The sequence below is a fragment of the Enterococcus sp. DIV1083b genome (assembly GCF_051713705.1).
In the GTDB taxonomy this organism is placed as follows: domain Bacteria; phylum Bacillota; class Bacilli; order Lactobacillales; family Enterococcaceae; genus Enterococcus_D; species Enterococcus_D casseliflavus.
Window position 1 is genome coordinate 1,051,727 of record NZ_JBIOQJ010000001.1, and the last position, 13,282, is coordinate 1,065,008.

At 43.9% G+C, this 13,282-nt stretch carries 14 protein-coding genes; 9 read left to right on the forward strand and 5 right to left on the reverse strand.

The genetic code is table 11. The features are described 5' to 3' along the window. The first annotated feature begins 5 nt into the window (after positions 1-5). Entirely contained in the window at positions 6-869 is an 864-nt protein-coding gene (locus tag IGI69_RS04875) for a formylglycine-generating enzyme family protein (RefSeq protein WP_438739898.1), read from the forward strand. 158 nt (positions 870-1,027) lie between these two features. Continuing rightward, entirely contained in the window at positions 1,028-2,578 is a 1,551-nt protein-coding gene (locus tag IGI69_RS04880) for an IS1182 family transposase (protein WP_074536951.1), read from the forward strand. 113 nt (positions 2,579-2,691) lie between these two features. Here IGI69_RS04880 and IGI69_RS04885 read toward each other — a convergent pair whose 3' ends face one another. The 4 genes from IGI69_RS04885 to IGI69_RS04900 form a co-directional block, all read right to left on the reverse strand. Then, complete coding sequence (locus IGI69_RS04885; protein WP_086338497.1) at positions 2,692-3,534, reverse strand: hypothetical protein; 843 nt, start codon at positions 3,532-3,534, stop codon at positions 2,692-2,694. A 180-nt stretch (positions 3,535-3,714) separates the two neighbouring features. Then, a complete protein-coding gene (locus IGI69_RS04890) occupies positions 3,715-3,930 on the reverse strand; it encodes a DUF378 domain-containing protein (protein ID WP_008379021.1) in 216 nt (71 codons plus the stop codon). A gap of 28 nt (positions 3,931-3,958) precedes the next feature. Beyond that, positions 3,959-4,303, reverse strand: coding sequence for a YrhK family protein (locus IGI69_RS04895; RefSeq protein ID WP_086338496.1), 345 nt, complete (start codon positions 4,301-4,303; stop codon positions 3,959-3,961). 19 nt (positions 4,304-4,322) lie between these two features. Next, a complete protein-coding gene (locus IGI69_RS04900) occupies positions 4,323-5,456 on the reverse strand; it encodes an alcohol dehydrogenase catalytic domain-containing protein (RefSeq protein ID WP_074534994.1) in 1,134 nt (377 codons plus the stop codon). Between the two features lie 287 nt (positions 5,457-5,743). Between IGI69_RS04900 and IGI69_RS04905 the strand changes: the two genes are divergently transcribed. Then, positions 5,744-6,028, forward strand: coding sequence for a hypothetical protein (locus tag IGI69_RS04905; protein WP_005225480.1), 285 nt, complete (start codon positions 5,744-5,746; stop codon positions 6,026-6,028). Positions 6,029-6,083: 55 nt separating this feature from the next. On the opposite strand, the gene IGI69_RS04910 is transcribed toward IGI69_RS04905, so the two are convergent. Beyond that, positions 6,084-6,602, reverse strand: coding sequence for an isochorismatase family cysteine hydrolase (locus IGI69_RS04910; protein WP_086338495.1), 519 nt, complete (start codon positions 6,600-6,602; stop codon positions 6,084-6,086). A 242-nt stretch (positions 6,603-6,844) separates the two neighbouring features. On the opposite strand from IGI69_RS04910, the gene IGI69_RS04915 reads away from it, so the two are divergent. The 6 genes from IGI69_RS04915 to IGI69_RS04940 all read left to right on the forward strand — a co-directional run bounded on the left by IGI69_RS04915 (position 6,845) and on the right by IGI69_RS04940 (position 13,275). Next, a complete protein-coding gene (locus tag IGI69_RS04915; RefSeq protein WP_008379010.1) occupies positions 6,845-8,161 on the forward strand; it encodes an ABC transporter substrate-binding protein in 1,317 nt (438 codons plus the stop codon). A gap of 132 nt (positions 8,162-8,293) precedes the next feature. After that, a complete protein-coding gene (locus tag IGI69_RS04920) occupies positions 8,294-9,205 on the forward strand; it encodes a carbohydrate ABC transporter permease (protein WP_005234717.1) in 912 nt (303 codons plus the stop codon). Then, positions 9,205-10,065: a carbohydrate ABC transporter permease gene (locus IGI69_RS04925; protein WP_005225484.1), complete on the forward strand. Its 861-nt coding sequence runs from the start codon at positions 9,205-9,207 to the stop codon at positions 10,063-10,065. Before IGI69_RS04920 ends, IGI69_RS04925 begins: the two co-directional genes overlap by 1 nt. Further along, a complete protein-coding gene (locus tag IGI69_RS04930; RefSeq protein WP_438739903.1) occupies positions 10,062-10,664 on the forward strand; it encodes a hypothetical protein in 603 nt (200 codons plus the stop codon). Before IGI69_RS04925 ends, IGI69_RS04930 begins: the two co-directional genes overlap by 4 nt. Positions 10,665-10,805: 141 nt before the next feature. After that, on the forward strand, positions 10,806-11,840 hold the full coding sequence (locus tag IGI69_RS04935) for a LacI family DNA-binding transcriptional regulator (protein WP_086294853.1): 1,035 nt from the start codon (positions 10,806-10,808) through the stop codon (positions 11,838-11,840). A 100-nt stretch (positions 11,841-11,940) separates the two neighbouring features. Continuing rightward, complete coding sequence (locus IGI69_RS04940) at positions 11,941-13,275, forward strand: PTS sugar transporter subunit IIC (RefSeq protein ID WP_008379001.1); 1,335 nt, start codon at positions 11,941-11,943, stop codon at positions 13,273-13,275. Positions 13,276-13,282: the final 7 nt, after the last annotated feature.

Genomic DNA, 13,282 nt, shown 5'->3' on the forward strand with positions numbered 1-13,282 from the left:
AACAGATGCCCACGATTCCAGCAGGAACTTATCGAATCGGCACGAATACGATGGACGGCTTTGCCGAGGATCTTGAGGGACCGCAAATCAGCCTCGACAGCCCAGCATTTGCCATTGATGCCACGACGGTGACGAACCAAGCTTTCCAAGTTTTTGTGGGAGCAACAGGATATGTCACAGAAGCCGAGCGATTTGGCTGGTCGTTCGTTTTTCACTATTTTTTAAGTGAGCAAACGAAACACCGCAGTCAAAAGGTACCAAATATGGCTTGGTGGTACGCGGTTAGCGGCGCAGATTGGCGTCATCCTGAAGGACCTGATTCAACGATTGCCCAGCGGATGGATCACCCAGTGGTTCAGGTGTCTCGCAACGATGCGATCGCCTATTGCCAATGGGCAAAAAAACGCCTCCCGACAGAAGCAGAGTGGGAGATCGCTGCAAAAGGCGGGACAAGTTTTGAAAAATATCCTTGGGGAAGGGAATTTTTGGCAGAAAATACCTATCATTGCAATATTTGGCAAGGAGAGTTTCCAAAAAGCAACACGCGAGCAGACGGCTTTGCCAATACAGCGCCAGCGAAATGGTATGAGCCCAACGGCTTTGGTCTCTATCAAGTGATCGGCAACGTCTGGGAATGGTGCGTCAATCCTGCCCGCATCCCGCTGACACAGTTTCAACAACAGACGGGACAAACCTTTTGGGCAAGGAATCAAACACAAGATGATCAACTGTATGCGACTCGCGGCGGTTCGTTTTTGTGCCACGAATCCTATTGCAAACGATACCGAATTGCCGCTAGAAATGGTAATTCTGGGATGTCGGCAGCCAATAATCTAGGGTTTCGGTGTGTCAAAGACTTGGATCAGTAAACCGATAAAAGCAAAAGGAACTGTGACATAAGTCCATAGAAGAAAACCGCAAGAAATGACGAGAAATCGTTCATTTCTTGCGGTTTTTTGGGTAAAATAAAAAGGAGCACCGGTTGCCGCCAATGCCCCATCATTTAATCCTGAAAGGACTAAACAAAATGTATACTAATTATAACATGAATCAACTCACTTTGGATCTATCTACTTCATTTTCTCCAAAAGAAAATCATGTCGCCGTTTTTATCCATGAACTGGTCGAAGCGCTTCAGATTAATGACCCCTATCTTTTTGGTCGACCAAGAGAATATGATTTAGGTGCCATGTTGAAGTTGGTTCTTTTTGCGTATACGCGAGAAACCTTTACAAGTCGCAAGATTGAACGCTTAGCTGAAGAAAACCTATATGCTCGCTGGTTGACGCAAGAACGGGTTCCAACTTATCGAACGATCGCCCGTTTTTGTGTATCTAATGATGTGCAGGAGTTGACCAATAAAGGCTTAGATCAGTTGACAGAGTATCTGCGTGCACGGAATCTGATTGATGATGCGTTGTTTATTGACGGTACAAAAATCTTGGCAGATGCGAATAAGTACAGCTTTGTCTGGAAGAAAAACACGATCCGATTCGATCAAATGAATCGCGAAAAACTGCTTACTATGATGACGGAACTAAGAGAAGCGTATGCCCTGAAACAGATTCCCGAAGGGACGACCTTGACAGTAGACATGATAGATGAACTGTTAACACGGATGGAACTACGTCTGGAAGAATTAGAAAAAGAAGTTGAGGCAACGAAACGTCTTTCGCCAAATCCAGCGAAACAACAACGGCGAACGTTGAAAAGCCAAGTACGCAAATTAAATACAAAACGAGAAAAACTTCTGGAACATCAAACGCAGTTTTCTACTTATGGGACAAGAAACAGTTATTCAAAAACTGATCATGATGCGACATTCATGCGCGTAAAAGAAGACCCTATGAAAAATGGCCAACTTAAGCCTGCGTATAACCTGCAGATCGCTACTTGTAATCAATTTGTACTCGGCTACGATGTCTTTCAAAACCCAACAGACACTAAGACGCTGAAACCATTACTGGAAAAGATGAAGATTGCACAAAAGTCCCCTCATTATTTGGTCGCCGATGCAGGCTATGGTTCAGAAAGCAATTACCGCTATATAGAAGATGAACTTCCCCAGCATACTGCACTGATTCCTTATGGAACGATGTTTAAAGAACAAAGCAAGAAATGGCAGACAGATGATCGGAAAGTAATGAATTGGGATTATGAGCCTAAGGAGGACTTTTACATCGACCCCAAAGGGGTACGATTCAATTTTCATGCTTACCGTCAACGAACAGATGCGGATGGCTTTGTCCGAGATTTTAAAGAATACCAAGCAGAAAAAACGGATGCGAACCAAGCGCTCATTCCTGAAGCCTTAACCCCAAAGGGGAATCGCAGAAAGATCACTGTAAATCCGTCTTGGGAATACCATAAAGAAAAACAAAAAGAGCGCTTATCAACGCCTGAAATTCAAAAAATATATGGTCGGAGAAAGATCGACGTGGAAACAGTCTTCGGATTTATGAAGGCTTGTTTGGGTTTCACTCGATACACGGTTCGGGGCTTAGAAAAAGTCAGAAAACAGACGGGTTTACTCATTACGGCAATCAATATGATGAAATTGACAAAAATAGGTACTTGAACTACCCAAAATGAATAAAAAAAACAAGGAGCACTCGAAAAATCACATGATTTTCGAGTGCTCCTTATATTTTGGAGAGCGTAACTAATTAACTTATGTCACGCCCCCTTGTTTTATTGCCATTCGGATTGATAATTTCCTTTGAGATCATAAACATAATTGATCTCGGTGCGATTACGAATCCCATTTAAACCAACGGTCCAAGTCCATTCGCCTTGGAAGCCGTTTAAAATGACGATGCTGACGCCAGGAACATAGTGATCCAGCTGAGCTGCTCGTGCCTCAGAATCCTTGATGATCTTGGGAATGACGCCCCAATCGATGGCATCAAAGGCAATGGTATCTTCCATCGAAAGCTCGATCGTATCGTCGTCTTTTTTCCATTTAGTCAACAGATTTTCTGGGTAATACCAATACTCGTCTTGCAGGCCTGTGTTTGGATTGATCACTCGCGCAACTGCATAAATGCCGCTTTTCAGCGGGACATTGCGGATGTGAAAACTATAGCTTACCAGTTGCAGCTCTTTGTCCTTGAATGAGGATTGATTCGGCAGCGCAGCCATAATTTCTTTGGCACTGGCTTCTTCTCGAAAGAGTTGGCGGTCTACAGGTAAAAAGGTGGAAACTACGCCAATACAAAAGAGAATCACTGGCAGCAAGAGCAATGAGAATAACCAATAGAATGGCGATTTTTTCCGTTTCTTGATGCCGATGACCAAACCAATCAAAAAGACCAGCAGGATCCCTGCGACCCAAAAGTAGGGGAACAAACGAATGATCTGATGCCTGGTTTCAACGACTTGGTATTCATTCAGACCAAACCAATTTTCCGCGATGGTGAGGTTATTTAAAACAATGATTCCGCCAATAATACTTAGAATAAATAAGAAAATCAATAGCAAAAGTATCCGGCCGAGTATCCGACGTATCAGCGAGGGTCTAGTAGGTGGGGTCATGAGTCACGTCCTTTTTGTTTTTTCGAAAATAGTAGGTTAAATACAAGAGTAGTACAACTGGTGTTTTTTTTCAATGATTGTAGACAAAAAAACTGCATCCACAGATGCGACCTCAAAAAGTTAGACCAAAAATCTAACTTTTTAGGGTCAGGACACCGCAGATGCAGGTTTTATTTTCAATTAGTCGAGTGTTTGTTGGCGGGCGATAGCTGGAAAGAATTTCAGGCTATACAATGCGCTGATCCCAACTAGAATATAAATGACGCGGGCAATGATCGACGTGCTGCCGCCGGTGATCGCTGCGACAAGGTCAAACTCGAAGGCGCCGACCAGCAGCCAATTGATACCGCCGATGATCAATAAGGTCAGTGCGATCCCATCAAATGTTTTTAACATAGGAAACTCCTCTCTAGTTGTCGTCCCATCAACGTTCATCGTCGGTGATGGTGACATCTTTTTCTTTCTCGCCTTGTTGATTGCGCTCATTATAGATATAGACATGGCGAACGATTTTAATCAGCGGGCGAATGGTCAAAAAGACTCCGCCGATCAAATAAGCAATCGTTCCGTAAATCGCAGGCAAGCTAGTTAATGAAACGATACTTCCGAAAATATAAAACAAGCCCGTCAAAATATCATTCGTAAGTGAGATCAACATGTAGCGATTTTGAAAGTAGATGCGAAAGCGGCTTGCCTTGATGATCACATCTTCTTCTTTTCCCGGATCGAATTGATGTTCACTCCGTTTGATTTTTGGCATAGGTGCCATCACTGCTCCTTTATTTGTGCTAAGGTTTCAAGACAACTTTGATATTCTTGTCTTCTTTTTTGTCAAAAATCTCATACGCTTTGGCAGCATCTGCTAGAGGCATCGTGTGGGTGATGATCTGTGACGGATCAAAGAGTCCGTCCGCAATCATGTCATAAATTTTTGGCATCAAATGGATCACAGGTGCTTGCCCGTGTTTGACATCAATGTTGCGCATAAAGAATTCTTGCAATGGATAAGAAGAAGCAGGTGTCATGTAAACGCCAGTGATTTGGACGGTACCAAATTTTTTGACTGCTTTGGCGGCCATCTGGATCGGTGAGATCGTTCCACTTTGCAAGCTGACTAGGTTTTTGGCTTTTTCTTTGACGGGTTCTAAACCATCCATCCCAACACAGTCGATGATTACATCAGCGCCACCTTTGGTCAGCTCATACAGTTCATCAGCACTAGTAGCCAAATCATCCAATTGGAATGTTTCGACTTGATTGTAGCTGCTGGCTTTTTCTAAGCGATGAGCAACAGGGTCCACGGCAATCACCCGCTTAGCGCCTGCCATCACGGCAAATTTTTGGGCAAACAACCCAACTGGGCCTGAGCCTAAGACGATCACGGTATCATCCTTTTTGACGCCCGCATTTTGGACGCTCCAATACGCTGTAGGTAAGATGTCAGATAAAAACAATACTTTTTCATCAGGGATCGTTGATTCAGGTACGATAAACGAGGTGAAATCTGCGAAAGGAACGCGCAAGAATTCGGCTTGACCGCCCCAGTGGTTGCCGTTCATTTTTCCAAAACCGAATAAGCCGCCATACAATGTATCTTCTGAAGAATTGTCGCATTGACTTTCCATTTCATTTTGACAAAAGTGGCAATGGCCACAACCGATATTGAAAGGGATGACGACGCGGTCGCCTTTTTTTAGTTTCTGTACTTGACTGCCAACTTCTTCGACAATACCCATTGGTTCGTGACCAACAACATAGCCTTCTTCCAAGACCGAGCCGCCATGGTGGTAAAGGTGGAGATCAGAGCCGCAGATTGCGGTTGCGGTGATTCGGATGATCGCATCCGTCGGTTCTAAAATCGTTGGATCTTCTACACGGCGAACGTCCATTTTTTGATTTCCTTGCCAGGTTACTGCTTGCATCATTTTTCCTCCTTGTTTGTTCAGATAAGTTCGGACAATCACTAATTTTTTCAACAACACGTTTTTACTTTTTAGTAACAGTTAATTTAATTCTGCAAGGATTTTAAGGATTTGACAACGAAAACGCTCAAAACGGTTGATTTGTTTTTTCTTCATCAATGGTTTAAAAAAAGAAAAACAGATGATTTGCTAAAAAAGTGAAAGCGTGACACTATTAAAGTGAAGCATGCATGCGTTACGAGTATCTAACGAAACCTGCATCAACTAGTGACAAGAAATGAGGAGGGATGATCATGGATCTAACGATTCGAGGAAAAGCTTCCTGCACCAATTGCAATGAAAACTTTGATGGGAAGCTGGTCGTTCATTTACAAGAAGACAGCGAGGGGCAATTAACCATGGTACCACCGTTGGAAACGAATGAATTGGCAGAAGATGAAATCGCTATTCATTATGCTTACGGGGAAGTGAAGGAAGCCATCGAAGGAACCTTCATATGTCCAAACTGTCAGACTGAAAATGAGGTTCGGATTGAAATTCCGACCGAGCTATTAGATGGCTCAATGAATTAAATGAATAATCAAATTGAAAAAGCTCTCTGTTCCTTGAACAGGGAGCTTTCGTTACCTATTGGCCATTGGTTTGTTTTGTGCCATCAATGATTTCGACATTGAAGTCTCGTAAGATGTCGAGTCCTTGCGACTCGTGGTTTTTACCAGCGACTAATGTTTTATTGATAGTGAAATCAGCGTCAGGAAAGGCGCTTTGGATCTCGATCGTATTGGAAAGGACACAGATGTTGGTTTCAACACCGGTGATTTCGATTTTCTTTTCTTCTTCAGGTTCAAATAGATTTTTCTTAATGTCGATCAAGACTTCAGGTGGAATACTGTAATAGTATTTTTTGACGACTTTTTCATTTTCGAGAGGCTTAAGTTCTGGGATCAGCTGCAGGGCATCGGCTTCTTCATCAGGCGTTCCTTTGACTTCGATTGGAATGTCGCGGGTGTGTAAAATGTACTCCCCATTTGCCCTCGCTTGTTCTAGGCGCTTGGCGATTCGTTTGACGAGAGCGGCGCCATCTGGCACATACGCTTCGTTCTCTTCATCGAGAATTTGGTTTTGCATATCGACAATGACTAGCATGTGGTTACTCCCTTTCTATAAACATCGTTTTTTAAATGGTCTGACATGAGGATGAAAAATAGGTGCTATTTCTATGATGCCCCACTTTTTTTATATTTTCAAAGAAAACGCTCTTCTTGTCGATAAACAGTAAAAACGTTATTTTTTTATTCGGATCACGATGCTTTTTATTTGCTGAAAAGAAGAAGTAGTGATAGCTTTTAAATAGTACATTAAAAATAAATGAAAGTAGGTTAGGTTAAATGAGAAAGTTATTTTATATGGGGACTTTGCTTTTTTCAGTTGGTGTACTGGCGGCAGGATGCGGCAACAGTGAAACCGCTGATTCCTCGGGGAATGAGTCAGCAGATGGCAAAACGACGTTGGACTTTTGGTCCTTCTGGGGGTCTGGTGCAAGACAAGAAGTAATTGAAGAAATTATTGATGATTTTAATGCCTCACAAGATAAAATCGAGGTCAAATACAGCTACCAGCCTTGGGGCGATATTTGGACAAAATCACTGTCGTCGATCACTGCTGGCAATCCGCCTGATGTTATTGTACAAGATATCAATTCTGTTGCTCAGCGGGCAGAAGCGCAGCAAGCAACGAATTTAAGCGAGTATATCGAAGAGGGCTTTTCTGATGAATTTTATCCGCAATTATGGGATACGGTGGAGTACGAAGGGGATGCCTATGCCGTTCCATTCAATACAGATACGCAAGTGATTTTCTACAATAAGACACTCTTTAAAGAGGCTGGTATCAGTGAAGAGCAACTGCCACAAACGTGGGAGGAGTTAGAAACAGTTGCTCGTAAATTAGATGTCAAAAACGGTGATGATTTTGAGCGAATCGGCTTTTACCCATTGTGGAATTTAGGCGCTGACGTGTGGGCGTTGAATGCCGACGATGGCGTCAGCTGGTTTGACAAGGATGAGAACGTCAAAATCGATACAGACAACAAAGTGGAAGCGTTGGAATGGATCTTAGACTGGCAAGAGTATTATGGTCAAGATACCATCAATCGCTTAGAAGCTGAATTTGGTTCAGGGGTTGCCGATCCATTCATTTCTGGATTAGTGGCGATGCGTGCGCAAAACATCAACTACTACTCAAGTTTGGCGGAAAATGCACCAGATGACTTTGAATTTGGGGTCATTCAAATTCCTGAAAAAGAAAGCGGCTCTGGTCACTGGTCATGGGGCGGCGGGTTCGTCCTAGAAGTGCCATACGGTGCCAAAGATCCTGAAGCGTCCTATGAGTTTATCAAATACTTGTCGACACCAGAAGTTCAAGAGAAATTTGGTGAGAAGAGCTTTGATATCATGGCGAATCGGACAGCCAACGAAAACTTGGTCAACAACGACAATCTAGATGAAAACGGCCAAATGATCTACCAAATGGCGGATGAAAACTTTGCCAATACGGTGATCACGCCTGTGCCGTTGACAGCGCCTGACTTCAGCAGTCTTGTCAATGAACAGATCGACCAAATCATGCTCGGCAGCAAAACACCGGCTGAAGGGTTGGCAGATGCGCAAAAAGCGGTGGAAGATCTTGTTGAGCAAAACAAATAAACTTCAAAACGAGCGTTTTTAAAAAAGAAGGAAAGTCCAGTCGGTTAGCGGACTGGGCTTTGCTTTCTGCTTTGCGAAGCGGACATGTTTTCTTGAACAAACAATGAGTAAAAATAGAATGGAGTGGAAGGAATGCCAAAGAAGCGTTCAAAAAGTAAACGGCAAGAAGCTCTTTGGGGCTACTTCTTCGTAGCACCATTTTTGCTTGGGTTCGTGGTGTTTATGTTAGGGCCCATGCTGTTTTCCTTCGTAGGAAGCTTTACCGATTACAATCTGACGTCGAAAATGAATTTTATCGGCTTTAAGAACTTTACCCGCATGTTTACGCAAGATACCCTGTTTTGGAAATCTCTCTATAACACGGCGTATTTTGTACTCTTCAATGTTCCCTTAACCACGTTGTTCAGTGTCTTCCTAGCCACTTTATTGAATCAAAAAATCCGCGGAATCAGTTTTTTCCGAACCACCTTTTACTTACCAGCGATCCTTTCAGGGGTTGCCGTCTACGTCTTATGGATGCAATTATTATCTCCTTCCGCAGGATTGATCAATACCTTCTTGAGCTGGTTCAATATCAAAGGTCCAGCATGGCTGTTTGATCCCGAATGGACGAAACCAGCGTTGATTTTGATGAAGATTTGGAGTTCGGGGGGCGCGATGCTCTTGTATCTAGCTACCTTGCAAAATATTTCACCGACGCTGTATGAATCGGCTGAGATCGATGGGGCGGGAGTTTGGGCGAAATTCAAAAATATTACGATCCCTTTGATCACGCCAATCATCTTCTATGATGTGATTACTTCAACGATCGGTTCTTTTCAAATTTTCCAAGAAGCATACGTGATGACCAAAAATGGTACCGGCGGTCCTGCAAATTCGCTGCTCTTCTATAATTTGCATATGTGGAACAAAGCCTTCGTCGCCTTTGATATGGGCTATGCGATGGCCATGTCGATGATCTTGTTCTTGATCGTCTTAGTCTTGACCTTTATCAATCTCAAGCTGGCACCACGCTGGGTTCACTATACCGGAGGTGGCAGCTAATGGAAATGACGACAAAAACACGAAGCAAATCAAGCCAACAGCGAGTCAAAAAAATCATCAGCTATGTGGTGATGTCGATCATCGGGATCGTGCTGCTGATTCCGTTGCTGTGGATGGTCTTTACGTCATTGAAACCGATGGAGGAGATCGTGCGCTACCCGCCGACCTTTTTCCCAGAAGAAATCAATCTTGGCAATTATTTGGAGACTATCAACGCCTTTCCATTTTGGCAGTATGCAAAAAATACGTTATTCATTACCGTCTTAGTGGTCTTCGGGAATGTCTTATCAAATTCCTTCATTGCTTATGGGTTTGCAAAATTGGCCTTTCCAGGAAAAAATCTGATCTTTGCCCTCGTCTTGTCTACGATGATGATTCCTGGCTTTGTGACGATGATCCCGCAATATGTCTTGTTTTCCAAAATCGGCTGGGTCGGCACCTATCTGCCGCTGATTGTTCCAGCGTTTTTCGGCAACGCCTTTAACATTTTCTTGATGCGGCAGTTTTACTTGTCCGTCAACAATGAATTGATCGAAGCCGCTAAGATCGATGGCGCCAATCATCTTTATATTTGGAGCCATCTAATGATCCCATTGACGAAACCCGCGCTGATCACGATTGCCATCAACTCCTTCAATGGGGCATGGAATGATTTCTTAGGACCATTACTGTATATTCAAAACCAAGAAAAGTACACGCTGCAGATTGGCCTGCAAGTTTTCCAAAACCAATCAACCACCCAGTGGAACTACTTGATGGCAGGAGCAACGCTTGTGCTATTGCCGACGATCTTGCTGTTCTTCCTCGCTCAACGCTACTTTATTGAGGGAATGGATCTGACGGGAGGTTCCAAAGGATGAGAACAAAAGTTACCCCGCAACGCTTAAACCAAGCGCTGTTGACTGGCATCAACTGGCTTCCGCATTTACTGGTTTTACAAGGCATGTGGCTGTTGTATTCCTTGCCTTTGATCACGAGTACCACTGCTAGTCGAGCATTGATCGAGACGTTGACGGAACTGCGTAACGATGGCTTGGAGGCAAGCAGCAAAGCTCGTTTTCAGCAGGCATTTCATCAACAGTGGACAACAAGAAAAGGGCAAGACCGTTGGCTCAGTCTATTCTTCCTGCTGCTTTTGGCGGACAGCTTTATCTTTAGCCGTTTGCAGCACCCACTGTTTCAGATCGCTAGTTACGCGTTAGCGTTCACCTTTGGCTTGTTTTGCTTGGTCTTACTTTATCAAACGAGGCTGCTTCACACCTATCCGCAGCAGCCCAGCTCATTGTTTTATAGTTTTTATCAGTTTGCTCGTTCACCCAAACGAGTACTGGCGCATCTTTTAGCAACAGTGACGCTTGTCTTGACCTTTTTGCTGTTTGGCCCAGTCTACTTATTGGTCTTAGGAATCAGCACCTTGTATTTGGTCAATGTCGTGCTCTGTGACCAAGCGCTCAAATAGAAAACAAATGGGTATCCCGAAACTTCCTTAGTGAAAAGCCAAGGAGTTTCGGTTTTTTTGTGAAAAGAAGGTTGACAGGGTCAAAAATTATGCCTATGCTGAATGTAAATTTAGTAAACAGTAAACAGATGAGGTGCAGCTATGGCAAGTATGAGAGATATCGCGAAATTAGCCGGGGTGTCGGTAGCAAGTGTTTCTAGAATCCTTAACAATGATGAAACCTTCAGTATCAATGAACACACGCGTCAACGAGTCATTGAGATCGCCAATCAAATGAACTATTCAAAAGAAAAAAATCAACCCCATTCCCGTGACGTCGGCGACCAAAACACGATTGCCATCATTACCCGCCACGATCGAGAGTCGGAAAGAAACGATCCGTATTTTATGATGATCCGCAATGGGATCGAAAAGGAAGCGGCGAAGTGGCGTTTAAAAACGATTCGGGCCTTTTCCATGCGGGAGCCTCAAAAAGATTTGGCACAATTGGCGAAGTATGGCGCAGTCATTATTATTGGAGAGATGACCAGCGATGCTTTGGCAGAGATCAGTCAGCAAAATGCCAATATTATCCTGGTGGATAATTATAGTGAAGCACCCAGCTACGATTGCATCCAAACCGATTTTGCCCAAAAGACCCACCAGATCCTCACGATGTTAAAAGAGAAGGGCCATGAGAATATCGCCTTTGTGGGTGGTGTTGCCAGCCGAGTGACGATTTCTGGCGAAGTCGTTTACGATGAACAAGAGATTCGAGCAGAAAACTACCGCCAATGGATGCTGCTCAATAAATTGGAAAAGTTCACAACCGTGTTGCAGGGGAAATGGTCACCAGAGACTGGGTTGCATTTTGGTCAGCAGATCGCGCAAATGAATCCTCGCCCCACAGCGATCGTCGTTGCCAGCGATCCTATGGCTGTCGGGGTTTACAAGGCACTCGCTGAAGCGGGGCTATCGATTCCTAAAGATGTGTCGGTCGTTAGTTTTGATGATATCGAAATGGCGCAATTTATGACGCCCGCATTGTCCTCCGTTAAGATGAAAGCCGAAGAGATGGGGCAGATGAGTGTCGAATTAGCGAAAAATAAAATCCTTGGGGTGCGGACGATGCCGGTTCGCGTCGTTTGTGGCAGTGAATTGATCATTAGAGAATCGATTGCCGAAAAAGATCAGTGACGTCTGATCTTTTTTTATTTTAGGGGTTGTGTAAACATTAACTAAACAACTATACTGATTGTAGTAAACGTTTACAGTTAAAAATAAAGGAGAAAACGAAATGAAGTTTATTGATAAATTAGCCGAAAAGATGGTGCCTTTTGCTCAGATCATTGCCAACAACAAATACTTGTTAAGTCTTCGTGATGGGTTTATGGTCGCTTTTCCTGCGACAATGTTTGCGTCAATTATGATTATTATTCAAAATCTGCCTGCTACTTTCGGACTCTCGGAAAAACTTCCAGAGGGATTCATCACGTTTCTAAACGACTTTTTTGGTCCTATCGGAAATGCGACCATGAGTATCACCGCTATTTTCGTTGTTTTTGGGATCGGCTATCAGTTGGCTGGCAAATATGGACAAGCCAAATTATTTGCGGGTGCCATCTCACTGTCTTCGTTTTTGATGCTACTGCCTTTTGGCTCATCCGAAGAGTTAGGTACAGTGATCCCCTTGTCGAAATTAGGGGCTGAGGGAATGTTTGTCGGAATCATCACGGCCATTATCGCTACGCAGATCTATTGCAAAATCAGTGCGGCTGGACTGACGATCAAAATGCCAGATTCGGTTCCGCCAATGATCGCAGAATCATTTGTCGCCATCATTCCTGGTGCGGCACCGTTGTTCCTTTTCAATTTGATCCGCTACTTGTTCACCTTTACTTCATGGGGCAATGCCGTTGATTTCGTTTATGAGATTTTGCAAAAACCATTGATGGGCTTAGGCGGTACGTTGCCAGCAGTACTTATCGCCGTCTTGTTCACCCAATTCTTCTGGTGGTTTGGGATTCACGGAACACTAGTGGTCAATGCGGTGATCGATCCAATCATGAATGCGTTAGCGATCGAAAACTATGAAGCTTACAAAGCAGGGGCGGAACAATTGCCCCATATCATTAACACTACGTTTATGGGCGTGTTCGTCAATCAAGGAATGCAGCTGGGGATCTCGATTACGATGGCCTTCTTTATCGCTCGTTCGATTCGGATGAAAAAATTAATGAAGACGGTGATCGCTCCATCTGTTTTCAACGTATCTGAACCAATGACCTTTGGTTTGCCGATCGTCTTGAACCCGATCGCTTTTGTCCCATGGATCTTAGCGCCATTAGCCAGTACGACGATCTCTTACTTTGCGATTGCCGCAGGCTTGGTGCCACGACCAATTGGAGCAACGGTGGTTTGGACGACCCCGGTCTTCTTATCTGGTTGGTTAGGCACGGGTTCTGTTGCCGGTGCAATCTTACAGTTAGTGACGGTTGCCGTAATGACCTTGATCTGGGTGCCATTCTTGATCGTAATGGATCGCGGGTACTTGAAAGAAGAAAAAGCGGAAGCGGCATTAAATGAACAAGCGGCATCTGAAACGATCAATCAAAGGGTAGAAGAAAGATAAGCCCAGA